At 51.3% G+C, this 22,817-nt stretch carries 22 protein-coding genes; 11 read left to right on the forward strand and 11 right to left on the reverse strand.

Annotated elements, in window-relative coordinates:
- Positions 1-5: 5 nt before the first annotated feature.
- The 3 genes from codB to F5I99_RS11710 all read right to left on the reverse strand — a co-directional run bounded on the left by codB (position 6) and on the right by F5I99_RS11710 (position 3,986).
- Complete coding sequence (gene codB, locus F5I99_RS11700; protein WP_151056219.1) at positions 6-1,259, reverse strand: cytosine permease; 1,254 nt, start codon at positions 1,257-1,259, stop codon at positions 6-8.
- An 87-nt stretch (positions 1,260-1,346) separates the two neighbouring features.
- On the reverse strand, positions 1,347-2,621 hold the full coding sequence (gene preA, locus F5I99_RS11705) for an NAD-dependent dihydropyrimidine dehydrogenase subunit PreA (RefSeq protein WP_151056221.1): 1,275 nt from the start codon (positions 2,619-2,621) through the stop codon (positions 1,347-1,349).
- A 15-nt stretch (positions 2,622-2,636) separates the two neighbouring features.
- Positions 2,637-3,986 carry an NAD(P)-dependent oxidoreductase gene (locus tag F5I99_RS11710; protein ID WP_151056223.1) on the reverse strand — a complete coding sequence of 450 codons (1,350 nt, stop codon included), beginning with the start codon at positions 3,984-3,986 and terminating at the stop codon, positions 2,637-2,639.
- Between the two features lie 293 nt (positions 3,987-4,279).
- On the opposite strand from F5I99_RS11710, the gene F5I99_RS11715 reads away from it, so the two are divergent.
- Positions 4,280-4,936: a TetR/AcrR family transcriptional regulator gene (locus F5I99_RS11715; protein ID WP_151056225.1), complete on the forward strand. Its 657-nt coding sequence runs from the start codon at positions 4,280-4,282 to the stop codon at positions 4,934-4,936.
- An 8-nt stretch (positions 4,937-4,944) separates the two neighbouring features.
- Here the strand turns inward: F5I99_RS11715 and F5I99_RS11720 are convergent, their stop codons facing one another.
- On the reverse strand, positions 4,945-6,234 hold the full coding sequence (locus tag F5I99_RS11720) for a Zn-dependent hydrolase (protein ID WP_151059139.1): 1,290 nt from the start codon (positions 6,232-6,234) through the stop codon (positions 4,945-4,947).
- A 449-nt stretch (positions 6,235-6,683) separates the two neighbouring features.
- On the opposite strand from F5I99_RS11720, the gene hydA reads away from it, so the two are divergent.
- From hydA to F5I99_RS11745, 5 genes are read left to right on the forward strand one after another with little or no spacing between them, the layout of a single operon-like run.
- On the forward strand, positions 6,684-8,123 hold the full coding sequence (gene hydA, locus F5I99_RS11725; RefSeq protein ID WP_151056227.1) for a dihydropyrimidinase: 1,440 nt from the start codon (positions 6,684-6,686) through the stop codon (positions 8,121-8,123).
- Positions 8,124-8,136: 13 nt separating this feature from the next.
- On the forward strand, positions 8,137-8,961 hold the full coding sequence (locus F5I99_RS11730) for an ABC transporter ATP-binding protein (protein WP_151056229.1): 825 nt from the start codon (positions 8,137-8,139) through the stop codon (positions 8,959-8,961).
- 12 nt (positions 8,962-8,973) lie between these two features.
- Positions 8,974-9,858: an ABC transporter permease gene (locus F5I99_RS11735; protein ID WP_151056231.1), complete on the forward strand. Its 885-nt coding sequence runs from the start codon at positions 8,974-8,976 to the stop codon at positions 9,856-9,858.
- Entirely contained in the window at positions 9,858-10,808 is a 951-nt protein-coding gene (locus F5I99_RS11740; protein ID WP_151056233.1) for an ABC transporter permease, read from the forward strand. Before F5I99_RS11735 ends, F5I99_RS11740 begins: the two co-directional genes overlap by 1 nt.
- 46 nt (positions 10,809-10,854) lie before the next feature.
- On the forward strand, positions 10,855-11,862 hold the full coding sequence (locus F5I99_RS11745; RefSeq protein WP_151056235.1) for an ABC transporter substrate-binding protein: 1,008 nt from the start codon (positions 10,855-10,857) through the stop codon (positions 11,860-11,862).
- A 61-nt stretch (positions 11,863-11,923) separates the two neighbouring features.
- Here the strand turns inward: F5I99_RS11745 and rapA are convergent, their stop codons facing one another.
- A complete protein-coding gene (gene rapA / locus F5I99_RS11750; protein WP_151056237.1) occupies positions 11,924-14,776 on the reverse strand; it encodes an RNA polymerase-associated protein RapA in 2,853 nt (950 codons plus the stop codon).
- A gap of 139 nt (positions 14,777-14,915) precedes the next feature.
- Between rapA and F5I99_RS11755 the strand changes: the two genes are divergently transcribed.
- Entirely contained in the window at positions 14,916-15,767 is an 852-nt protein-coding gene (locus F5I99_RS11755) for a prephenate dehydratase (RefSeq protein WP_151056239.1), read from the forward strand.
- A 258-nt stretch (positions 15,768-16,025) separates the two neighbouring features.
- Here the strand turns inward: F5I99_RS11755 and F5I99_RS11760 are convergent, their stop codons facing one another.
- Entirely contained in the window at positions 16,026-16,784 is a 759-nt protein-coding gene (locus F5I99_RS11760; RefSeq protein ID WP_151056241.1) for an SDR family NAD(P)-dependent oxidoreductase, read from the reverse strand.
- A gap of 114 nt (positions 16,785-16,898) precedes the next feature.
- Here F5I99_RS11760 and F5I99_RS11765 point away from each other — a divergent pair, with 114 nt between their 5' ends.
- Positions 16,899-17,792 carry a LysR family transcriptional regulator gene (locus F5I99_RS11765; RefSeq protein WP_151056243.1) on the forward strand — a complete coding sequence of 298 codons (894 nt, stop codon included), beginning with the start codon at positions 16,899-16,901 and terminating at the stop codon, positions 17,790-17,792.
- A 102-nt stretch (positions 17,793-17,894) separates the two neighbouring features.
- On the opposite strand, the gene F5I99_RS11770 is transcribed toward F5I99_RS11765, so the two are convergent.
- A complete protein-coding gene (locus tag F5I99_RS11770; RefSeq protein ID WP_151056245.1) occupies positions 17,895-18,374 on the reverse strand; it encodes a MarR family winged helix-turn-helix transcriptional regulator in 480 nt (159 codons plus the stop codon).
- 126 nt (positions 18,375-18,500) lie between these two features.
- On the opposite strand from F5I99_RS11770, the gene F5I99_RS11775 reads away from it, so the two are divergent.
- From F5I99_RS11775 to F5I99_RS11780, 3 genes are read left to right on the forward strand one after another with little or no spacing between them, the layout of a single operon-like run.
- Positions 18,501-19,400: an EamA family transporter gene (locus F5I99_RS11775; RefSeq protein ID WP_151056247.1), complete on the forward strand. Its 900-nt coding sequence runs from the start codon at positions 18,501-18,503 to the stop codon at positions 19,398-19,400.
- A 2-nt stretch (positions 19,401-19,402) separates the two neighbouring features.
- Entirely contained in the window at positions 19,403-19,588 is a 186-nt protein-coding gene (locus F5I99_RS19655; RefSeq protein ID WP_225307389.1) for an NADPH-dependent FMN reductase, read from the forward strand.
- Positions 19,570-19,914: an NAD(P)H-dependent oxidoreductase gene (locus F5I99_RS11780; RefSeq protein ID WP_225307390.1), complete on the forward strand. Its 345-nt coding sequence runs from the start codon at positions 19,570-19,572 to the stop codon at positions 19,912-19,914. The genes F5I99_RS19655 and F5I99_RS11780 overlap by 19 nt, the downstream gene beginning before the upstream one ends.
- 120 nt (positions 19,915-20,034) lie before the next feature.
- On the opposite strand, the gene F5I99_RS11785 is transcribed toward F5I99_RS11780, so the two are convergent.
- The 4 genes from F5I99_RS11785 to F5I99_RS11795 form a co-directional block, all read right to left on the reverse strand.
- On the reverse strand, positions 20,035-20,331 hold the full coding sequence (locus F5I99_RS11785; RefSeq protein WP_191905841.1) for a ribosome small subunit-dependent GTPase A: 297 nt from the start codon (positions 20,329-20,331) through the stop codon (positions 20,035-20,037).
- Positions 20,332-20,367: 36 nt separating this feature from the next.
- Positions 20,368-21,548, reverse strand: a protein-coding gene (locus tag F5I99_RS11790; RefSeq protein WP_151053352.1) for an IS3 family transposase whose coding sequence is annotated in 2 segments (ribosomal slippage) — positions 20,368-21,281 and positions 21,281-21,548 — 1,182 coding nt in all. Because the reading frame shifts where the segments join, the coding sequence is not laid out codon by codon here.
- 59 nt (positions 21,549-21,607) lie between these two features.
- Complete coding sequence (locus tag F5I99_RS19460) at positions 21,608-21,763, reverse strand: hypothetical protein (RefSeq protein ID WP_191905842.1); 156 nt, start codon at positions 21,761-21,763, stop codon at positions 21,608-21,610.
- Between the two features lie 103 nt (positions 21,764-21,866).
- Entirely contained in the window at positions 21,867-22,757 is an 891-nt protein-coding gene (locus F5I99_RS11795) for a hypothetical protein (protein WP_151056248.1), read from the reverse strand.
- Positions 22,758-22,817 lie beyond the last annotated feature (60 nt).

A 22,817-nucleotide genomic window follows, 5' to 3' on the forward strand; every position in this document is an offset into this window, starting at 1 on the left:
AATGATTATTTAGCTGAACTGTAATTAGCGGCAGGTACCGGCAACTTTAGCAGTACACCATAGCAGAGCGCCGCCACCAGCACACCCACAACCGGAGGTAGTACTGGAGAGAAATACGCGGCGGCAGAACCGACGGCATAAGCAGCCAGACCGAGCCAGTTAAAGTCCGGCAAGGCAACACTGCTCAGCAATGGGTACTCGCCTTTATGTCGCAACCAGAAGTCGGCCATAATCACTCCGCCAATCGGTGGAATAAAAGTACCCAACAGAATCAGGAAAGGAATCAGCATATTGTACATTCCCCCTACTGCCAATACTGTACCTATGGCTGCGCCGCCAACCGTAACCAATCGACGACGGTCAGTGCGCAGCAGGTTACAACCCGCCACGGCAAAGTTATAGATGGTGTTGTCCTGCGTGGTCCAGATATTCAGGAACAGCATCAGCACCGCCAGCACCACAAAGCCCTGTGCCAGCATCACATCGACAATATCCGCCTGCTGATAGATCAGCGCCCCCAGGGCACCGGTGAACACCATCAAACCATTACCGACAAAGAACGCCGCCAACGTAGCCAGTACCGCGATTTTCGGGCTGGCGGCAAAACGGCTCCAGTTAGTCGCCTGCGTACCTCCGCTGACAAATGTACCGATGATCACCGTAATTGCCGCCGCAAAACTCATACTGCCATTGCCTGACTCACCCGTCAGACTACCCCAGCCACCGACATCCACCCAGCCTTTGTAAAGACTGATGAGGATAAACAGCATCATCGCTGGTACGGCAAAGCGTGACAACATGTCCAGTCCTTTATAGCCAATCATGGCCGTGGCACAGAAAGCAAAGCCAAATAGTATCATCAAGGGTATTTCCAGGCTTTCCGGTAAACCGGTGGTTTTGATCAGCACGATGGACAGGGTTGCCGTCCCCCAGGCATACCAACCGATCTGGGTAAAACCCAGCACGAAATCCGACAGTTTGCTGCCCTTTTCACCAAAGCAGAAACGTCCCATTAACACAGAGTTGAGACCGCTTTTGCAGGCAATATAGCCCAGCGCTGCGGCATAACTTCCGAGTAACAGGTTACCGATCAGGATCACCAGCAAGAGTTCAGTAAAACTGAACGCAGCACCTAATGACCCGCCCGCCCACATGGTGGCGGTGAAAAAGGTAAAACCAAGTAATACCAGGGAGGTAGACACCAACCCCTTACGTGCCCCAGCGGGGACTTCACTGAGTGGATAATCCGTTTCTTTCATCACAGAATCCTCTGTTTAATTCAGGTTAAACCCTCTGTTTTCGCAGCAAGGGCTATGCCATCAATGACGACACAGCCATGAATTCAATTAACGTGCTTCACCATAAGGGTTGCGTGGATCGTTCAGCCAGTTCATATAGGGTTTGTCAGCTTCTTTACGCACCATGCTGATGCAATCATTCACCGGACAGGTGATCTGACACAGATTACAGCCCACGCATTCCGACTCAATAATATCGAACTGATTAGTACCATCCGCTTTGGGTGTCAGACTGATCGCCTGATGAGAGGTGTCCTCACAACTGATATAACAGCGGCCACAACCAATGCAGCTTTGTTGATCGATGCTGGCAACGATCTTGTAGTTCATATTCAGGTATTTCCAGTCAGTGGTATTCTGCACCGCCAGCCCGCGGAAATCATCAAGTGTCTGATAACCTTTACTATCCATCCAGCGGCTAAGACCATCCTGCATTTCGGTAACGATACGGAAACCATGCACCATCGCTGCGGTACAAACCTGCACCGAACCAGCGCCCAGTGCTATGAATTCAGCAGCATCCCGCCAGGTGCTGATACCGCCAATACCGGAAATCGGCAGTCCCTGTGTCTGTGGATCACGGGCAATTTCCGACACCATGTTCAGTGCAATAGGTTTAACGGCTGGACCACAATAGCCACCATGGGTGCTTTTACCATCCACAATCGGACGGGCGACCATCTGATCCAGATCGATACCGGTAATGGAGTTGATGGTGTTAATCAGCGACACCGCATCGGCACCACCGGCATGTGCCGCACGGGCGGAAAAGCGAATATCGGTGATATTCGGCGTGAGTTTGACGATCACAGGCAAACGGCTGTACATCTTGCACCAGCGCGTCACCATCTCGACAAACTCCGGCACCTGCCCGACGGCCGCGCCCATACCGCGTTCCGGCATGCCGTGCGGACAACCAAAGTTCAGCTCCAGCCCATCTGCCCCAGTCTGCTCGACCAGCTTGACGATGGTTTTCCAGGATTCCTCTTCACAGGGCACCATCAGCGAGACGACTAAGGCTCGATCTGGCCAGTTTTTCTTGACCGCTTCGATCTCGCGCAGGTTGATCTCCAGACTGCGATCAGTGATCAGCTCAATATTGTTGAACCCAGTAACCTGTCCAGTGGCATCGTATATGGCCGAGTAGCGTGAGGATACGTTGACAGCGGCGGGATCTTCGCCCAGGGTTTTCCAGACCACCCCGCCCCAACCCGCTTCAAACGCGCGTTCAACATTGTAAGCTTTATCTGTGGGCGGCGCTGAAGCCAGCCAGAAGGGATTGGGTGATTCGATACCGGCAAAGCGTGTGAATAAATTAGCCATGGTGAGTCTCCCGGATTAGGCCTGAACAGGCATCAGCAGTTGATGGATGGATTCGGCGGCCAGCTTACCCTGCTGGACGGCCTCAACAGTCAGGTCCTGACCGACAGAGGTACAATCACCCCCGGCAAACACCTTGTCTAAGGGCGTGCGATACTGTGCATCGACCCAGAGTTTGCCACCCTCAATCTGCAGCTGTTCCTGCATATCCGGCTCCGGCAGTACCAGCGTCTGACCGACAGCCTTGAACAGCGCATCACACGGCAGGGTAAACGCCTGATCTGTATCCACCAGCTCACCCGCTTCGAGTCGGGTACGGCGCAGTTGCAGCCCTTGCAGCTCTCCCTGATCATTGAGCAGCAACACCTCAGGGCGGCTCCAGGTGCGAATGCGCACCTGATGATCGCGGGCAATCTGCTGTTCATGCCCGGTTGCGCCCATGCTTTCCTCACCGCGACGGTAAGCCAGGGTGACCTCTTCACATCCCAGCCGACGCAACTGACAGGCGATATCGATGGCGGTATTACCCGCACCGATCACCACCGCGCTTTGAGGTACAGGGATCTGACTCAGATCGGAGGCCTGGCGCAGCACACGAATGTAATCCACCGCATCTTCTACCCCTTTGGCTGATTCATGCTCCAGCAGCAATTTACGCGTACCCTGCAGACCGAAGCCCAGAAATACGGCATCAAAGCCGGACTGCAATTCAGCCAGACTCACATCTCGTCCCAGCGCCTTATGGGTGTGCAGGGTGATCCCGCCAATACCCAGAATAAACTCGACTTCACGAGCGGCAAAATCATCGGTCATTTTGTAGCGGGCAATACCGTATTCATTCAGACCGCCGGGCTTTTCACTGGCTTCAAAGATCTCTACCTGATGCCCTTTCATCGCCAGACGGTGAGCACAGCTCAAACCGGCGGGCCCGGCGCCGACGACAGCCACCCGCTTACCTGTTGCAGCGGCACGGCTAAAGGGATGCCCTTCAAATTCGGCATGGTCGGTAGCATGACGCTGCAGCAAACCGATCAGCACTGGCGCACACTCAGCTTCCTTGTTACGAACACAGGCCTGTTCACAGAGAATCTCGGTCGGACACACCCTGGCACAACTGCCACCAAGGATGTTGCTGCTGTAGATGGTCTGGGCCGCTCCTTGCAGATTGTCGGAATGGATCTGCTGAATAAAGCTGGGGATATCGATATCACTGGGACAGGCCTTGATACAGGGTGCATCATAGCAATACAGACAGCGGGCACTTTCCAGCAGCGCCTGTCTGTCAGTCAAGGGGGGATGGATATCAGTAAAGTACTGATCGATATCCTGTGGGGGTGACACCTTGGTCACCGGCGGTTGAAGGCTCATTGTCAGGTTCTCCGGTTTTCACAAACACAGTCAGGTTCATCGTTGTTATGACTCTAGGGAATGCAGACTCCGTGCCATCTTCTGACCAAATGGTCAGAAGATTTTTAATAAACCAGACAATTTATTGATTTTAATAGTATTAACCACCCTATCCGAGGGTAATAACAGCGGCTTATTTGACAATTTTTCACCTTGGCGCTTGCTACAGGCTAATTTTTTCTGCACTCTTTTCAGGCATCACACCCTATTTTTGTGCCATGCATGGTGCAGCTTGCAGTGAATTCAGTCCGAATATGAGCGAAAAAAAGCGATCCAGTAGCAAACCCGTACGACGCAGTCTGGCGAGAATCCGCAAGGACAACTCTGATCATATTCTGAAGGTGGCCGAATGCCTGTTCAGTGACAACGGCTACAACGGCACCACCATTCAAGCCATCGCCAAGGAAGCGGGCCTGCCGAAGGCCAATGTGCTGTATTACTTTCACACCAAAGAAGCGCTGTATAAGCGAGTGCTGAGCAATATTCTGTCGATCTGGATGCTGAGCATGAATGATATGACCGAAGATCAGCACCCACGGGACGCGCTGCGCAGCTATATCGTCAAGAAAATACGCCAATCCAAAGAACACCCCTATGCCTCACGCATCTTTGCCGCCGAAGTGCTGCATGGCGCGCCTTTCCTGAAAGAGCAGTTGGAAACCGATCTGAAGGATCAGTTCCAGACAACCTGCCAGGTGTTTCGTCAGTGGATATTGAAAAAATGGATGGACCCGGTAAGCCCGGAACACCTGATGTTTATGCTCTGGTCAACCACCCAGGCTTATGCTGACTTTCAGGTGCAGAGCAGTATTCTGTTAGGTAAAACGGAACTGGATGATCAGGACTACAACGAGGGTGCAGACCTGATTATCCGTATGGTATTGAAGGGCTGCGGCATCAATCAGGTGTGAATAAGCCTTTACAGCTCACCCACCCGATGCAGCACCAGCCTTTCCTCTTCCCGATCCGTGTCAGCCGAAACCACTTCCGCCATGCGTAGCATGGCATTCAGCAATACCGAGCAGCCCGCTTCGCACTCTTCCGGCGTTGTGGATTCGATTTCATTGTGACTGATGCCGTTCAAACAGGGGGTAAATACCATACTGGTCGGGGCAAAATCGGATACATAACAGGCGTCATGACCGGCACCGGCAATAATATCCATATGACTATAACCCAGATCAGCCGCTGAACCGCGCACCGCTTCGATGCAGTTTTTATCGAACGGAATCGGCGCGTAGTACCAGATAGGTTTGAGATGAATCTGCACACCGGTCTCCGCCACCAAACGCTCAACGGTCTTAGTCAGTTCAGTATCCATCGCACTGAGTTGCGCATCATCCGGATGACGTAGATCGACACTCAGATTAATTTTCCCGGGAATAGTATTGCGCGAATTGGGCATCACCTGCATAAAACCTACTGTGCCACAACCGGGTTTATGCTGCTGCGCAATGGCCTGAACCGCCAGTATCAAAGAAGATGCACAGGTTAAGGCATCGGTACGCAGGTGCATGGGCGTAGTACCAGCATGAGACTCCTGCCCTGTCAGCTCAACATCATACCAGCGCTGCCCCTGTCCGCCAGTCACCACACCGATGACCTTATTTTCGGCTTCCAGATAAGGGCCCTGCTCAATATGGGTTTCAAAGAAGGCATGGTACTCACGCCCGGTTACCGGCGTATCACCGGCATAGCCGATTCGCTCCAATTCATCACCCAGGCGGATACCATCGACGTCGGTTTTATCCAGTATTTCCTGCAGGGTAAAACGCCCGGATACCACACCCGAGCCCATCATCGCTGGCGCAAAGCGTGAGCCTTCTTCATTGGTCCAAACTGAAATCTCGATCGGATGACGGGTTTTGATACCGTTATCATTCAGGCTGCGTACCACCTCCAAGCCAGACAGCACACCAAACACACCATCATACTTACCACCGGTCGGCTGAGTATCCAGATGGCTGCCAGTGCCTACTGGTGCCAGGCTCATATCCTCACCCGGACGAGTCGCCATAATATTGCCTACGGCATCAATGCGGATGCTGCAACCGGCTTCTTTTGCCCATTGAATATATAGATCGCGTGCCTGTCTATCCAGATCGGTCAGAGCCAGTCGGCAGCAGCCGCCTTTTTCCGTTGCACCAATCTTGGCCATCTCCATCAGACTGTCCCATAAACGCGCTTTGTTAACTTTCAGTGGTTTCATCATCACACCCTTCTAGCTGTTATCACGACGTGTATCGTCAATATCCATCCTGGACAGCAAGCCATCCGGACAGGTTGTTTTCCGCAGCACCATGCAAAGTTTTGACCATAAGGACAGGAAGTTTGGAATTATTTACCTAACATAATGTTTTATAAAAATAAATTCACAAATCCTGGCAGTTGTAATGCTCTTGCTGCACCAAAGCTTTTATACACGCGATGTAAAAATGCACTTTTTTAGCTCACTTAGCCCTGTGATTGTGCAGAACAAAAATCAGCCAGTGCGCAGCACTATCCCTCCACTTAGATAACAAAAAATAAAACCCTATTATTAACAATGAATTAAAACAAATAATTCCAACCTCCTGTCCAAATGGTCAGATAATTGCATTGAAGTCCTGACAGTGATTGCGAACAACTTAAGCACGCATATTTTTAAGGAGTGTCGAGATGGGAGTACTGATCAAAGGAGGTCTGGTCGTCAATGCGGATCAGAGCCAGCTAGCCGATGTGTATTGTGAAGATGGCAAAATTCAGGCGATTGGGCAGGCACTGAGCGTTCCAGAGGGAACGGAAGTGGTTGATGCCAAAGGCCAGTATGTCATGCCCGGTGGCATAGACCCACATACCCATATGCAACTGCCTTTCATGGGCACAGTCGCCAGTGAAGACTTCTACACAGGCACCGCTGCAGGGCTTGCCGGTGGCACCACCATGATTATCGACTTTGTTATTCCTTCGCCACAGCAGCCGCTGATGGAGGCCTATCACACCTGGCGTGAGTGGGCCGAAAAATCCGCCGCTGACTATTCGTTTCACGTCGCCGTAACCTGGTGGGATGATTCAGTCTATGAGGATATGGGTAAACTGGTGAACAAGGAAGGGGTTAACTCCTTCAAACATTTTATGGCCTACAAAAACGCCATCATGGCCACCGATGAAACCCTGGTAAACAGTTTCAACCGCTGCCTTGAATTGGGTGCCATGCCGACAGTACACGCTGAAAATGGTGAGCTGGTTTATCACCTGCAACAAAAACTGCTGGCCGCCGGACTGACCGGTCCTGAAGCCCATCCGCTGTCGCGTCCGTCGCAGGTAGAGGGTGAAGCGGCTAACCGTGCCATACGCATCGCCCAGTCACTCGGCGTGCCACTTTATCTGGTACATGTTTCCTGCAAGGAAGCCGTGGATGAAATCGCCCGTGCCCGCCATGAAGGCCAGCGGGTCTATGGTGAATGCCTGGCAGGTCACCTGGAACTGGATGATAGCGTCTACAGAAACCCTGATTGGGGCTTTGCCGCTGCTCATGTCATGAGCCCGCCGTTTCGTCCCAGGGAACATCAGGAAGTACTCTGGAAAGCCTTGCAGGGAGGCACCTTGCAAACCACTGCCACCGATCACTGTTGTTTTTGCGCCGATCAGAAAGCGGCTGGCAAGGATGATTTTTCCAAAATCCCCAACGGCACCGCCGGTGTTGAAGACCGCATGATGGTGCTGTGGGATTCCGGGGTCAACAAAGGGCGCTTGACCCTTAACGAATTTGTCGCCGTCACCTCTACCAACAGTGCCCAGATTTTCAATCTCTATCCGCAGAAAGGCCATATCGCCGTGGGCTCCGATGCCGACATCGTCGTCTGGGACCCTGACAAACAGCACACCCTGTCCACGAAAACCCACCATCAGAATATTGATTTCAATATTTTTGAAGGCCGCACAGTTACCGGTGCGCCGAGCCACACTATCAGTCAGGGTCGGGTGGTGTTCAAGGACGGCAAGCTGATGGCGGAAAAAGGGGCCGGTCGTTATATCAAGCGCCCCGCCTTTCCCAGCGTGTTTGCAGCCGTGGAGAAGTATAACGCCGAACATAAACCTCAGGCCGTAGACCGCTAAAAGGAAACCCGTTATGCAGGCTGTAGAAACACTTACTGAAATAACCCGTGAACCCAGAAGCCATAGGCAGATGATCGCTATCGATAAGCTGTCTTTGGTTTTTGAAACCAATGATGGTCCGGTGCATGCACTGTCTGATATCGACCTGACGATTCACGAAGGTGATTTTGTCTCCTTTATCGGCCCATCCGGTTGCGGCAAAACCACCTTGTTACGTGTAATTGCCGATCTGGAGCAACCGACTGGCGGACAGATACAGGTCGGCGGCACCTCACCAGAGGATGCCCGCCTGAACCGGCTGTACGGCTATGTATTTCAGGCCCCGGCACTGTTTCCCTGGCGCAGTATCGCCAGTAACTGTGCTCTGCCGATGGAGATATCCGCTCAGCCCAAAACTCATCGCAACGCACAGATCGACAAGTACCTTGGCATGGTCGGTCTGCAGGACTTCAAACACAAGTTCCCCTGGCAACTGTCTGGCGGTATGCAGCAACGTGCCTCTATCGCCCGAGCCTTGTGCCTGGAGCCAGAACTACTGCTGATGGATGAACCCTTTGGTGCCCTGGACGAGATCACCCGAGACCATCTGAATATGGAGCTGCTGAAGATCTGGAAAGCGACCGGCAAGACGGTGGTATTCGTCACCCACTCCATTCCCGAAGCGGTATTGCTATCAACCCATATTGTGGTGATGTCTCCCCGACCCGGACGCATCGTCAAGGTGATTAAAAGCCCACTGCCGCGTGACAAGACCCTGGCGCTGCGGGATACCCAAGCCTTTACTGCGCTGGCCGCCGAGATACGTCAGGCATTGGCCACTGATCATCAGATCGATTGAGGTAGCCGAGCTATGACGACGCTAAAGCAACTCGCAAACAAGCAGTGGTTCGCCGTACTGGTGCTGGTGATCGGCATTATTATTATCTGGTATATCGCCGCCCTGCTGATGAACGGCAACCAGATGATCAATATGCTCGAACGTACCGGTCAGAGCTGGACTTACACGCAGATTTTTGAGGGCGCTTATGGCATACAGCGTCCGCCACTGCCGGTACCGCATCAGGTGGCCTATGAGCTGTACGACAGTATTTTTAACAATGCTATCACCTCTAAGCGCTCACTGCTTTACCACACCCAGATCACCCTGAACTCGACCCTGCTGGGCTTTATACTCGGTTCGCTGTTGGGCATCATCATCGCCATCGGCATCGTACACAACCGCACCCTGGATACCAGCCTGATGCCCTGGGTTATCGCCTCGCAGACAGTCCCCATTCTGGCGATTGCGCCCATCGTGGTGGTGGTACTGGGTTCCATGAACCTGACTGGCATCTTGCCCAAAGCCATCATTTCCATGTACCTGTCATTTTTTCCGGTGGTCATCGGCATGGTTAAAGGGCTGCGTTCAGCAGACAAACTGCATACCGAACTAATGATTACCTATAACGCCAGCACCCAGCAGATGTTCTGGAAACTGCGCTGGTTTTCCGCACAGCCTTACCTGTTCGCCAGCCTGAAGATCGGCATTGCCGCCGCACTGGTCGGTGCCATCGTCGCCGAACTGCCCACCGGGGCTCAGGGTGGGCTCGGAGCCCGTTTGCTGAGCGGTTCCTATTACGGTCAGACAGTACAAATCTGGTCAGCGCTGGTAATGTCCGCCCTGCTTGGCTGGGTACTCATCACCCTGGTTGGGCTGGCTGAACGCTTTATTCTGCTCAGACGAGGCATATCCTGATGAAAACACTGCTGACCTTGCTGGCGATTACACTGTTACTGCTACAGAGCGGCATTGCGCTATTCCTGCCCAAGGGTTTCTATCAGGGCACCTTCCTGTTACCACTGCTACTGCTGTCGCTGTTTGCTGCAGGCTATCTGATGAGTCGCATGACGCAGATAGCCGATAGCGCGAGTCAGTGGGCAAAACCCTGCAAACTGGCGGTTCCGGCGCTGTTCGGCCTGATGATCCTGCTGGTCTGGGAAGCCATCGTCCGCGGCTTTGATGTGCCCCTGGTGTTGATGCCCGCACCCACGCAGGTGTTTGTCACCCTGGGCAACAACCTGCCACTGCTGTGGGCCGACTTTCAACAGACCTACCTGAAGGCTGTGGTGGCTGGTTATGTGATGGGCTGCGGCCTGGGTTTCATCACCGCCAAGCTGGTGGTTCGCAATGCCTTCCTGCAAAAAGGCCTGCTGCCACTGGGCAATTTTATGGCCTCCATCCCGATCATCGGCATCGCTCCGATCATGGTGATGTGGTTTGGCTTTGACTGGCAATCCAAAGCGGCTGTGGTGGTGATCATGACCTTCTTCCCCATGCTGATCAACACCCTGGCGGGCCTGCGCTCAGTTGATCCATTGCATGCCGATCTAATGCATACCTATGCCGCCGGCAAAGGGCAGATCTTCTTCAAAAACCAGCTACCCCAAGCCATGCCGTTCATATTTAACGCGCTGAAACTGAATTCCACCCTGGCACTGATTGGTGCGATCGTCGCCGAATTTTTCGGCACCCCGATTGTCGGCATGGGCTTTCGCATCTCCGCCGAAGTGGGCCGGATGAATATGGATATGGTCTGGGCCACCATTTTTGTGGCCGCCCTGGCCGGATCACTAAGTTATGGCGCCCTGACGCTATTGGAGCGACGCGTCACTTTCTGGCATCCGTCCGTGAGAAGCGGACGTTAAGTTTTAACTAAACGTTTATTGAAACCTAGTCAAATGAGGCACGACAATGAAAAAAAATATCATCTCAACCGCTGCCGGTATCGCCTTGATGGCAACCACTCTTTCCGCACAGGCTAACGACCCGCTGACATTGCAACTCAAGTGGGTCACCCAGGCCCAGTTTGCCGGTTACTATGCCGCACTGGATCAGGGCTTTTACCAACAGGCCGGTATCGACCTGACCATTAAACCCGGTGGACCGGATATCGCTCCGGCACAGGTGCTGGCTGGTGGTGGCGCCGATGTCGTCGTCGACTGGTTACCTTCTGCTTTGGCAACCCGCGAACGCGGCCTGGCACTGGTCAACATCGCCCAGATTTATGAGCGCTCCGGGATGATGCTGACCTGCCTGAAATCCAGCGGTATCGAAACACCGGAAGACTTTCCCGGTAAAACCCTGGGCGTATGGTTCTCAGGCAACGAATACCCTTTCCTGAGCTGGATGTCACAACTCGGCTATGAAACCACCGGTGGTGACGAGGGCGTTACCGTACTGCGTCAGGGCTTCAATGTTGACCCACTGTTCAATGGCCAGGCTGACTGTGTGTCCACCATGACCTACAACGAATACGGCCAGGTACTTGATGGTGGCCTGACACCGGAATTCCTGACCCTCTTCCCTTATGAAGATGGTGGCGTGGCAACTCTGGAAGATGGCTTGTATGTGATGGAAAGCACCCTGGAAGACCCAGCCAAGGTAGATGCCCTGGCGCGTTTCCTGAAAGCCACGGTAGAAGGATGGGAATGGGCCAGAGAGAATCCGGAAGCCGCGGCGATGATCGTACTGGAAAATGATGACTCTGGCGCTCAGACTGAGGCTCATCAGGTACGGATGATGACCGAAGTCGCCAAACTGCTCAGCAGCAGTGAAGAAGGGATAGGTTACCTTGACCCAGCGGCCTTTGACCGCACTGTTGAAGTACTGCTCAGCAGTGACTCATCACCGGTCATTTCCAAAGTACCCGAAGGGGCTTACACCCACGTTGTTTACGACGCAATGAAGTCACTCGACTAAGCGTTACAGGGGCAAGTCTCCAACTAGGAGACCTGCCCCTCACCTACTCGATCAAATCTGTCTACTCAGATACTACGATGACCCGCAGCGCATCCAGTCGCAGCTGGGCACTTTGTAGTGCATCCTGCATTAACCGGGTATCAGCCTGATGCCTGTCCAGTTCGGCCTGATCGATGGCTGGATTCACCTTCGCCAGAGCCTCTAGCCGCTGATAGGCTTCATTCCGCGCCTTGGTCAGTGCACCGAGCGCTGTATCACGCAGACCCGGTAGACGTGCATCAGCCTGCTGTTGCGCCTGCTTCAACTGACTGGTGATGTTATCGCGCACCATCCGTACCATATTCTGCGAAGTAGACAACTTCAGCGGTTTGGCTAACTGATTGAGTGGCTGGTGTGCCAGCACATCACTCAGATCCCGCCCTTCCGGATCAATCAGCAAGCGCAGATAGCCACCCGGCAGGTAACGCGCCAATTGCAGCGCTTTAGGTACGGCCAGATTCAACTCGTATACCGTTTCAACCAGCAGTGTGCCTGCTGGCAGTGCGGGTAGTTTCAGCATACAAATGGCGTTATTGCCGGTTTCATTGCGGGTCAGCAGATCCATCAGCTCTAGCATCAGCGGGTGTTCCCAGCTCATGAACTCAATATCTTCACGTAACAGGGCTTCATCACGGCTGAATGTCAGTGTCATGCCATCTTCCGGCAGCTCTGACAAGTGGCACAGCATATGCTCACCCTGATGCAACACCAGACCATGACGGCCGTGGGGCTGTAAAGTGATGCCAAAGCGATCAAACAGCCGCTCAGCATAAGTCTGAATGCGGCTGACATCGTCTTCGTCCTGCATTGCCTCAAGCAATAGCTCGGCACGCTCGGCATTAAAGCTGCTCATTTCCAGCAAACGATCTCGCCCTTCAGACAGGGTCAGCTCCAGCTCTTCACGCGCTTCACGGGTATCTTCAAGCAAGGTATCCAAGGCGCCCTGATCTTCTATGCGCTGCATCACATCACGCAACGGCTGCGCAAAACTATGGTAGAGGGCATCGCCTGTGGCGCACACCCGTTCAAAGGCATTCAGCCCCTGATGATACCATTGCATCAACACCTCGGTTGGGCTGTGGCGATAGTATGGCAGGTGAATCTGCACCGCCTCAGTCTGGCCGATACGGTCCAGACGACCAATACGCTGCTCCAGTAGGTCCGGACTCAGCGGCAGATCAAACAGCACCAGATGATGGCAAAACTGGAAGTTACGCCCTTCACTACCGATTTCAGAACTGATCAGCACTTGCGCGCCGAGTTCTTCATCAGCAAAATACGCGGCACTACGATCGCGGTTGATCAGGCTCATACCCTCATGGAACACCGTTGAACGTACACCGATGCGCAAACTCAGGTATTCATCCAGGGCAATCGCGGTGTCAGCATGCGCACAGATCACCAGCACTTTTTCCTTGCGCTGCTGCTTAAGCCATTCCTGCAACCAGGCCACCCGCGGATCTTCACTAACCCAGTTTTCACCCAACTGCCGCTCCGGATGCAGCAGAGGTTCCAGCGCATCCGCGTCAGGTTGATATAAATTCGGTGCCATCAGCGGGTAGCTGTGAAAATGCCGTGCCGGGAACCCGGCTACAGTGCGACGGGTATTACGGAACAACACCCGCCCAGTGCCCTGACGATCGACCAACTGGTTAATCAGCGAGGCGATTGCCGTGTCCTGCTCTTTAGCCGGTAACGCCAGCCATTGCGTAATCGCCGTTTCACCCAGACGTTCAGCCAGCTCACCCTGCGTGTGCTTGTCCTGCTTCAGGAAGGCCGCTCCGCCTTCGAGTAACGAGCCGATCAGATGATTCAGGTGAAAATACTGCTGCTCTTCATCCAGAAACTGATCCAGATCGGGATAGCGCTCCGGGTCCAGCAGTCGCAGCCGGGCAAAATGCCCTTCCGCTCCCAACTGTTCCGGCGTCGCTGTCAGCAGCAACAAGCCGTCACTGCGTCGAGCCACCCTCTCTACACACTGATAGGCATGACTGATCACTTCACGGCTCCAGCCCAGATGGTGAGCCTCGTCCACCACCAGAATATCCCAACCCGCCTGTTCAGCCTGCTGCAAGCGGGTTTCACTGCGTGCCAGCAAAGAGACCGGTGAGATAACCAGTTGTGCCGTTTCGAAAGGATTGTCATGGCCGGATTCTTCCAGCGCTTCACAACGCTCGGCATCCAGCAATGAAAAGGTGAGATTAAAACGGCGCCGCATCTCCACCAGCCACTGGTGCAATAACGAATCCGGTAACAGAATCAAAATCCGCTTAGCGCGCTCGCTGATCAGGCGCTGATGCAGAATCATCCCCGCCTCAATAGTCTTGCCCAGCCCCACCTCATCGGCCAACAAGGCGCGTGGCGCGGTGCGCGAAGCCAGTTCAGCGGCAATATATAACTGATGCGGCAACAGCTGAACACGCGTGCCAATCAACCCATAGGCTGGCGATGTCGCCAGTCGGTACTGATGATCACGCGTTTCAACCCGTAACTTATACAGACCATGACGATCAATCTGTCCGACAAACAGGCGTTCCTGAGGTTTACTGAAATGCACTGCACTGTTGAGGTGCAGCTCCGGTAAAATCACCTCATTGCCATCACTGTCCACCCCCATGTACAGGTAACAGCCGTTGTGCTCCATGCGTTCACGCACAGTAACCAGCACATCTTCATCACTGCAAATCTGCTCATCAGCTTCAAAACACACCCGGGATAAGGGCGCATTGTCTGTGGCGTAAGTACGCACTTCAGCCGCTGCTGGAAAACTGATTTCAACCCGTCGATTGGAACACTCAACGACAATACCCAACCCAAGATCCGCTTCCGTGTTGCTGATCCAGCGCTGCCCCGGTACAAATTCTGTCTGAGACAATCTCTAACCCTCTGTAACGCACTTAAAAACGCCATGATAGGCGCTGTCGCGGATGAGTTCAAAGGCTGATCGTGATTACTGAAAGACTATGCGATAATATTTAGCCTAAAATCGAGTTAACTGACACAGACGGACCCTCATGACTCAGACCAATGATGTGATTGCTTACCAGGGGCACGAAGGTGCTTATTCTCATCTGGCTTGCTGCCGCGTTCACCCGGAACTTCGGGCACACGCTTGCGAAACCTTTGTCGAAGCCATGTTTATGGTGGAACGTGGCGACGCACGGTTAGCGATGATTCCGCTGGAAAATTCAACTGCCGGGCGGGTTGAAGAGATTTATCGGCTGATGCCGAAAACGCAACTGCACATTATTGACGAGCATTTCGAACCGGTTAACCACTGCCTATTGGCCCTGCCCGGCACCAAACTGGAAGACCTGCGCACCGTATCATCCCACCCCCAGGCCCTGGCTCAGTGTGATGGTAATATTAAAAAACTGGGACTTTCCCCTATCGCGGCACTCGACACCGCTGGGTCAGCCCATGCACTGTCCGACTCGCGTCAACCCGGCCATGCCGCCATCGCTTCCAGCCTGGCCGCGCAACTCTATGATCTGGAAATACTCAACGACAACTTCCAGGACATCAGCGGCAATACCACCCGTTTCATGATTCTGGCACGCGAAAGCCGCATGCCCGCCTTTGAAGACGGCAAGCTCTACATCACCACCTTAATGTTTCGCGTACGCAACATTCCTGCCGCGCTTTACAAGGCGCTAGGCGGTTTTGCCACCAATAATGTCAACATGGTCAAGCTGGAAAGCTACATGACGTCAGACACTATGCAGGTCTCCAGCTTTCATCTGGATGTGGAAGGACACCCGCACCAGCTGGCTATGCAGCATGCACTGCAAGAGCTGAACTTCTTCGCCAATGAAGTCAGAGTGATGGGCACCTACAAAGCCCACCCCTTCCGTCAACCGGGTTGACAATTTATGCTGCGACGCACAAAAAATAACTTTCGTTAGAATCAAAAAATCTAACAATACGTGTTTTCCCTATTGTGCAGCGCACAAAAATAGACTATCTTTGAATTGTCCTGAGCTTCAGGACGCGAAAACGTTGGATCCTACCGGATTCGACCTATCGCATCCCATCTCTCAACTCTTCCTGAGTTGTATGCACTTTGTTTGCCCCTCTTCGGAGGGGCTTTTTTTTGGGATCAAAGAGACAAACAACCTAGTTTTCTATAGAAGAGCCCCTCCAGAGGCTTCAACACGCTGACCATTAATCCAGCGGCTTTGTTCTGATAACAATGTCACTACAGCACCGCCAATATCATCTGGCAGGCCAACACGACCCAGTGCAGTTTGCTCGGCTATCATTTGATTTAATTGTGGATTATCCCTTACTGCACCTCCGCCAAAGTCTGTTTCAACGGCACCAGGAGCCAACACATTTACTCGAACACCTCTTGATCCCAGTTCAAGAGCCAAATAACGGCTGAATACCTCAACGCCTCCTTTCATAATGGCATAAGCAGCGTAGCCTGATAGTGCAAAGCGGGTTAGTCCACTTGATATATTCAAAATGCAGCCACCGTCTTTCACTAATGGCAGCAACATTTGGGTCAGAAAAAATACACCTTTTAGATGCACATTAAACATAGCATCAAATTGTTGCTCCGTCGTATCTGCAATACTGGTATAAGCGCCGAAACCAGCGTTATTAACCAGAAAGTCGAACTGTGTACACTGCCATAACTGCTCTAACTGTTCGTTAAGCCGTAATTTGAAATCACCGAAGCCTGCAACGTTACTACTATCAAGCTGTAATGCTACAGCCTTACGACCCATTTCATGAATTTGAGCAACGACGGCTCCAGCTTCATCAGCTTTACTGAAGTAGGTGATAATAACGTCGTGTCCTGCTTCGGCAAGTGCTAAGGCTGTGCTACGACCTATGCCCCGACTGCCACCAGTGATCAATGCAATAGTGGTGTTCATTGGTAATATCTCCGCGTTAGTTAGTACGCTGAGCAGTTTATTATTTGCAATTAGCAGAATAAATATTCGAAATTTAGATACACTGTAACGATATTTCGTATAAAGGTGACCAAAATGGACCGCATTGCACAGATGCTAGTTTTTCAACGGGTGGCTGAACTAGGTAGCTTTAGTCGTTGCGCAGAGCAGTTGGGATTACCAAAAGCTACGGTGTCAGATGCAGTGCAACAGTTAGAAAAATCTCTCGGCAACCGGCTTTTACACCGCACTACGCGCAAAGTCGAACTGACTCAAGATGGCCAGAGTTATTTTCACCGGTGTGTAGAAATACTAGCCGATTTTGACGAGTTGCAAATGATGTTTCAGCCACAGGATCAGCAGTTACGCGGTACATTACGTGTAGATATGCCTATTGGGATTGCTAAAGATTTGGTGCTGCCGCAATTGGAAAATTTTCTCAGCCTGCACCCTGAATTGCATTTACAACTCAGCAGCACAGACCAGAAAGTGGATTTAGTCGCGGAGGGTTTTGACGCTGTAATTCGTGTTGGTACATTAGCAGACAGCAGTTTAGTGGCCCGTTCTTTAGGTGTTATGCAGCAGGTAAACTGCGTCAGCGCTGCTTATATAAAACGTTTTGGTATACCACAAACCCTGGCTGAATTATCGCAGCATCGGTTGGTTAATTACAGCCAACAACTTAGCGGTAATAAGGCAACATTTGACTATCTTCATGAAGGAAAGGAACTCAGCATTGTGATGCAAACCCAAATTACGGTCAACAACTCTGAGGCCTATACCGCTGCTTGCCTGGCTGGGTTAGGCATTATTCAGGTACCACTTGCCGGCGTCAAAACACAATTAGAAAGAGCGGATTTACTGCAGATATTACCGGAGCACAATCCGCCACCTATGCCGATCTCCCTATTATATCCCAACCGCAAGACGTTGAGCCGAAAAATACGGGTATTTATGCAATGGCTGGAGCAGCTATCAATGAAACAATAGTTACATTGATAGCTGCTGTCTCATACAAGATGCAAACTTGTTGTTGATTATTACAATAAGTATATAACCCAATTTTGTTAGCCCTTCTCCCAAGAGCTTGCGTTAACGACTGTGAAGCAATACTTTTTTCAGCAGATTGGCTAATTGCAGCCTTTCATCCTTATTCAGGGCTTCAAGCATCACCTCCATATTATCAAGATGATCCTGCAGAGCCGCGTCCAGTTTTTGTTGACCGGGTTCCGTAAGCATGACTTTACAGCTACGTCGATCATCTTCACTGGCTATACGCTCAATAAATCCACGTTGAACCAGTTTTTCAATTCGGGTACTCATCGCACCGGAAGACAGCATCAAGGTTTGATACAACTCCGTGGGCGTCAAAGGCACTTGGCTGCGGCGTAAGGTGGCCAAAATATCAAATTCAATACCACTCAATTCATGCTGATCAAAAGCTGTATCGATTTGTTTGCGCCAGATTGAGCTCACTCGCCCTAACCTGCCGACAACGCCCATCGCTGAACAATCCAGATCAGGTCTGGCATCACGCCACTGTCGCAAAATATGATCAACTGAATCCTGCATAGCATCACCCCCAAAAGTATCTTACTAAAAAGATACTTGATCATAAGGATTTTTTCCATTACTCTTCAAAAAGTATCTTTTGATAGAGATACTTTTTGAAGAGCAATAAACCAGGACAGGATAGTAATGAAACCCATACAGTCACTCACAACCCTAGTGCTTACTGCCCTTGCCCCCATCGTTTGGGGCAGCACCTACATAGTGACCACTGAGCTGCTCCCAGCGAACAGCCCTTTGATTGCATCCATGCTCAGATCACTGCCTGCAGGTCTCATCCTGGTATTACTTTCTCAACACCTGCCCAACGGCAAATGGTGGGGAAAGCTAGCCGCATTGGGGTTTCTTAATATTGGTTTCTTTTTCTACTGTCTGTTCTATGCGGCTACTTACCTGCCAGGCGGCATGGCCGCATTAATCATGTCGACGCAGCCAGTACTGGTGATGGTATTGAGCTATGTTCTGCTGAAAAGTGATTTTAATTACAAACATGTAATCGCATGCCTATTAGGGATAACGGGTATTGCCTTACTGGTTCTCAATCATCAGGCAGATTTAGATGCCAAAGGCATTTTTGTTGGCTTATGTGGTGCCGTAAGCATGGCGTCGGGTGTTGTTCTGACCAAGCACTGGGGACGGCCACCAGCAATGACATTACTAAATTTCACCGGGTGGCAACTGCTATTGGGCGGATTAATGCTGCTTCCCGTCTCGCTGTGGATGGAAGGCTTCCCACAAGATCTGAACCTGAAGAACTACCTGGGCTACGGCTATTTGGCCATATTGGGAGCCATTATCTCCTACTCACTTTGGTTCCGTGGTATTGAGAAATTGCCAACCATCACGGTGTCATTTCTCGGACTTTTGAGCAGCGTGTCAGCCGTCATGTTGGGTTACTTCATTCTGGATCAGTCACTTACCTGGCTACAACTGGCTGGCGCCCTATCCATCTTGATTTCTATTCTGTTGGCGTCCTCTTACACAGGCCGCTTAACGTCTCCCCCTGTTTTGAAAGCAAATAAGGAATGAGTATGAAGCTTATCGTTATTTCTGGCAGCCAACGTGCCCAGTCGAAAAGTCTGTTGGTGGCACAATATCTACACCACCTAGCCGAAACCCATTTTGATCAGGTTCAAGTCTACGATCTGCATGAACTCAACTTGCCACTCTGGAATGAAGGTGTGTGGAGTGGCATGGCATGGCGACCCCAGCATTAAAAAACTTTCTTATGCTGACTACAGATGCGGAACTGGCGCATAAACCGGCCTTGGCGGTGAGTGTGTCAGCGAGTATCAACGGCATCTACCCCATCAGCGAGCTGCGTCTAACCGGCAGCAAAAACAACCATGTATGCTTTCTGCCAGATCACCTGGTTTTCCGCGAGGTCGATAAATTATTTGATGCCAATCAGCCGTGCCTTGAGGAAGCCATGCAATCAAGGAGTGAATACACAATTCAATTACTGGCCGCCTATGCGCGTGCACTTAAGCCGGTGCATCAGGATATGCTGAATGCTGGCAAAGCGTTTCGCTATGGAATGTAAGGATTAGTGGCCGATGTTGGTGTAGACACTCTCCTTGTGACCGTAGCGAGGAGGTGTCCACTACTCGGGTGGTAACCTACATTGATAAAGCCGCTTGTGGGCGGCTTTATCAGAGTTACTCTATTTCCTCCTCGCCTTGGTAGACACCACTGACTTCACCATCTTGCTAAACTGTCTTTCCCCCGCACGTCGCTCCTGCAGCGAGGCCGTGTTTCTAGCCTGTTCAGCATTAAGTTTCTGAAAGTTAGTTAACCGTCGTGCATCAAGTGAACCTTCATCAATTGCCTGCCGCACCGCACAACCCGGTTCCGCTTTGTGCTGGCAATCACTAAAGCGGCACTCTGTAGCCAGCGCGTCAATATCAGAAAAGGTACGACGAATACCATCGTCACACTCGGTCAGCTGCAGTTCGCGCATACCCGGTGTATCAATCAGCACAGCGCCATGTAGTGGTCAAGTAAAACTGGCCACCGGTTTATAGTTAATCCAGTACTGTTCCTCTGCCTGATTCGGACTCATTCCATTGTTATGCCGGTGTGGTCGAAGCTGACTATAATACCCGATTAAATACTTCACTACGTGATGCTGCGCCTGAACGAGTGAGTGGTAGCCGTAGGTAGGCACCCATTCAACCTTCAAGCTTCTAAAAAAACGCTCCATTGGTGCATTATCCCAGCAGTTACCACGTCGGCTAAGGCTCTGCTTTATTTGACACTTCCAGAGCGTCTGACGGAATTTACGACTCGTATAATGGCTACCCTGGTCACTATGGAACATCACGCCTTTCGGTCGACCACGGCTCTCATACGCCATTTTTAGTGCATTGCTGGTAAGCTCACTGTCTGGCGATAGCGACATCGCCCAGCCCACTGGCTTACGTGCAAATAAATCAATGACAACCGCTAAATAAGCCCAGCGATTGCCAGTCCAGATGTACGTGACATCGCCACACCAGATGCAGTTTGGCGCATCAACGTTAAACTGGCGGTCTAAATGATTCGGTATCTGAACATGTTCATCACCTGTTTTCTTATATGTGTGACCAGGTACCTGGCAACTGATAAGTCCAAGCTTTTCCATCAAGCGTCCGGCTCGATAGCGGCTCAATGGCACGTTCTGATTGGTAGCCATTTCCGCAATGCTTCGTGCACCCGCAGAGCCCTCGCTCGCGCGAAAGAGCTCCCTAACGACTGCCTGTTCTACGGTCTTTTTCGCACATACAGGCTTTTTTGAACGTTGTTTCCAGTACCTGAAGCTGCTGCGGTGCACGCCAAACACCTCACACAGCTTCGTTACCGGGTAGCTCGTCTTGAGTTTCTCGATTATCGAGAATTGTTCAGAGAGTCCGACATCAAGAGAGCGGTAGCCTTTTTTAATATATCTTTTTCCATTTCAACTTCGCGGATACGTTTCTCAAGCTCGCGTATTCTAAGTTGATCTGGTGTCATTGGTGTTGCTTTTGGACTTTCACCACCACGCTCTTTTCGTAGCTGGCGAACCCATTTATCCATGGTCGAATGTCCGACATTCATGGCTTCAGCCGCATCTCGAATAGAGTAATTTTGGTCGACTACCAGCTGTGCTGCTTCGAGTCTGAATTCAGGGCTGAAATTTCGGTTTGGTCTTCTGGTCATATTGTCACCTAATTATCTCTTGGTGCATGATAGCACCTCTAATTAGATGGCCAAATTAACTATGCCACTACATTTCCCAGTTCGTCACGAATATGGGAATACAGACGGTTTCCAATACCCCGACCAACATAAAATGTCTCGCCATTGCGCGGGTCGATAAGCCGATAAACATAGTTTTTCAGCTTTTCAATTACTTCGGCTGGAAATTTATCCAAAACGACTCCTCGTGGACTTGGTCAGCTATAGCTCTAACGCCAAAGCACACGGGCGGCCACGCAGTGGCCGCCAACGACGGCGACGGCGACGTGATGCGACTTGTTAGAGCCTTCTCCGCTCATTGCTTCCTGAACTATACGTCAGATAGTTTCCGCGATAACCCAAGAGCCTCAACAGATACTCTCGAATCAAATCATGAATATAGTCATACATTTCGCTTTTCCATGAATAGGACTTTCTCGAGATTCCTGAGTGAATGATCTCATTCCGTAATGCGGTCACCTGCTTTAGCTCTGTTTTCATTCCTGACCTTGTAAACATCATGGACAGCAGTTCTCCAAAGCTGAAACTATCTCGGCCCTTTGTCGGTTTCGGAACCTTTCTAAAGAACCCATTAACATATGGAATGCCTTCAGTCCTAGCAAATGTATCTTTGAGACTTTCCAAAATTGTAAAAGCTATGATGAGCTTAAGTTCTAGCGGCTGCCTTCGTCGTTCGGCTTCGACTAAATAATGTATTACTACCCTCAAATTTCTACAACTCTCTAAGAGTTTATATTTCTCGTAGCAATCATTAATAAAACCTACCACGTCCTTTCCATCAGCAATGTCTATGGTTGGTCTGAAGAAATTTGCCTCTCCAATAGCAGCATGACTGCTTCCAAGCCCAGATCCATCTGGGTATTCATAACCAACACGCCCCACCATCGAGAGTCCAGCGAAAGACAAAAGCCAACAAATCCGATCAAGGATATCAAGCATCGACGTCACATCTTCTTTTCGGACGTTTGAGATGATTGCACTGGACGTCACAATCAGTTGCCCAAAAGGTATCGAGTGTGGGTTGGTGATCACATCTTCGCGCTGAACAATTTTTACTCGCACGCTATCACATTCAAAATTCAACGTGTCACGAATTACCTTATTTCCATACCGCGTAATTTCGTGGCCACAACCCAAGTAATTAATCAATTGCGCCCTAAGATCGGCCATCTGCACTCCTTAGCTCTAACGCCATGGTTGGGGCCGGAACGCAGCGCAAGCGTAGAGGAG

Source organism: Nitrincola iocasae (genome assembly GCF_008727795.1).
In the GTDB taxonomy this organism is placed as follows: Bacteria; Pseudomonadota; Gammaproteobacteria; order Pseudomonadales; family Balneatricaceae; genus Nitrincola; species Nitrincola iocasae.

What these genes read in the sequence shown, in the direction of transcription:
- codB (WP_151056219.1), bottom strand. Translation starts at nt 1,259, where the DNA reads ATGAAAGAAACGGATTATCCACTCAGTGAAGTCCCCGCTGGGGCACGT.
- preA (WP_151056221.1), bottom strand. Translation starts at nt 2,621, where the DNA reads ATGGCTAATTTATTCACACGCTTTGCCGGTATCGAATCACCCAATCCC.
- F5I99_RS11710 (WP_151056223.1), bottom strand. Translation starts at nt 3,986, where the DNA reads ATGAGCCTTCAACCGCCGGTGACCAAGGTGTCACCCCCACAGGATATC.
- F5I99_RS11715 (WP_151056225.1), top strand. Translation starts at nt 4,280, where the DNA reads ATGAGCGAAAAAAAGCGATCCAGTAGCAAACCCGTACGACGCAGTCTG.
- F5I99_RS11720 (WP_151059139.1), bottom strand. Translation starts at nt 6,234, where the DNA reads ATGAAACCACTGAAAGTTAACAAAGCGCGTTTATGGGACAGTCTGATG.
- hydA (WP_151056227.1), top strand. Translation starts at nt 6,684, where the DNA reads ATGGGAGTACTGATCAAAGGAGGTCTGGTCGTCAATGCGGATCAGAGC.
- F5I99_RS11730 (WP_151056229.1), top strand. Translation starts at nt 8,137, where the DNA reads ATGCAGGCTGTAGAAACACTTACTGAAATAACCCGTGAACCCAGAAGC.
- F5I99_RS11735 (WP_151056231.1), top strand. Translation starts at nt 8,974, where the DNA reads ATGACGACGCTAAAGCAACTCGCAAACAAGCAGTGGTTCGCCGTACTG.
- F5I99_RS11740 (WP_151056233.1), top strand. Translation starts at nt 9,858, where the DNA reads ATGAAAACACTGCTGACCTTGCTGGCGATTACACTGTTACTGCTACAG.
- F5I99_RS11745 (WP_151056235.1), top strand. Translation starts at nt 10,855, where the DNA reads ATGAAAAAAAATATCATCTCAACCGCTGCCGGTATCGCCTTGATGGCA.
- F5I99_RS11755 (WP_151056239.1), top strand. Translation starts at nt 14,916, where the DNA reads ATGACTCAGACCAATGATGTGATTGCTTACCAGGGGCACGAAGGTGCT.
- F5I99_RS11760 (WP_151056241.1), bottom strand. Translation starts at nt 16,784, where the DNA reads ATGAACACCACTATTGCATTGATCACTGGTGGCAGTCGGGGCATAGGT.
- F5I99_RS11765 (WP_151056243.1), top strand. Translation starts at nt 16,899, where the DNA reads ATGGACCGCATTGCACAGATGCTAGTTTTTCAACGGGTGGCTGAACTA.
- F5I99_RS11770 (WP_151056245.1), bottom strand. Translation starts at nt 18,374, where the DNA reads ATGCAGGATTCAGTTGATCATATTTTGCGACAGTGGCGTGATGCCAGA.
- F5I99_RS11775 (WP_151056247.1), top strand. Translation starts at nt 18,501, where the DNA reads ATGAAACCCATACAGTCACTCACAACCCTAGTGCTTACTGCCCTTGCC.
- F5I99_RS19655 (WP_225307389.1), top strand. Translation starts at nt 19,403, where the DNA reads ATGAAGCTTATCGTTATTTCTGGCAGCCAACGTGCCCAGTCGAAAAGT.
- F5I99_RS11780 (WP_225307390.1), top strand. Translation starts at nt 19,570, where the DNA reads ATGGCGACCCCAGCATTAAAAAACTTTCTTATGCTGACTACAGATGCG.
- F5I99_RS11785 (WP_191905841.1), bottom strand. Translation starts at nt 20,331, where the DNA reads ATGCGCGAACTGCAGCTGACCGAGTGTGACGATGGTATTCGTCGTACC.
- F5I99_RS11795 (WP_151056248.1), bottom strand. Translation starts at nt 22,757, where the DNA reads ATGGCCGATCTTAGGGCGCAATTGATTAATTACTTGGGTTGTGGCCAC.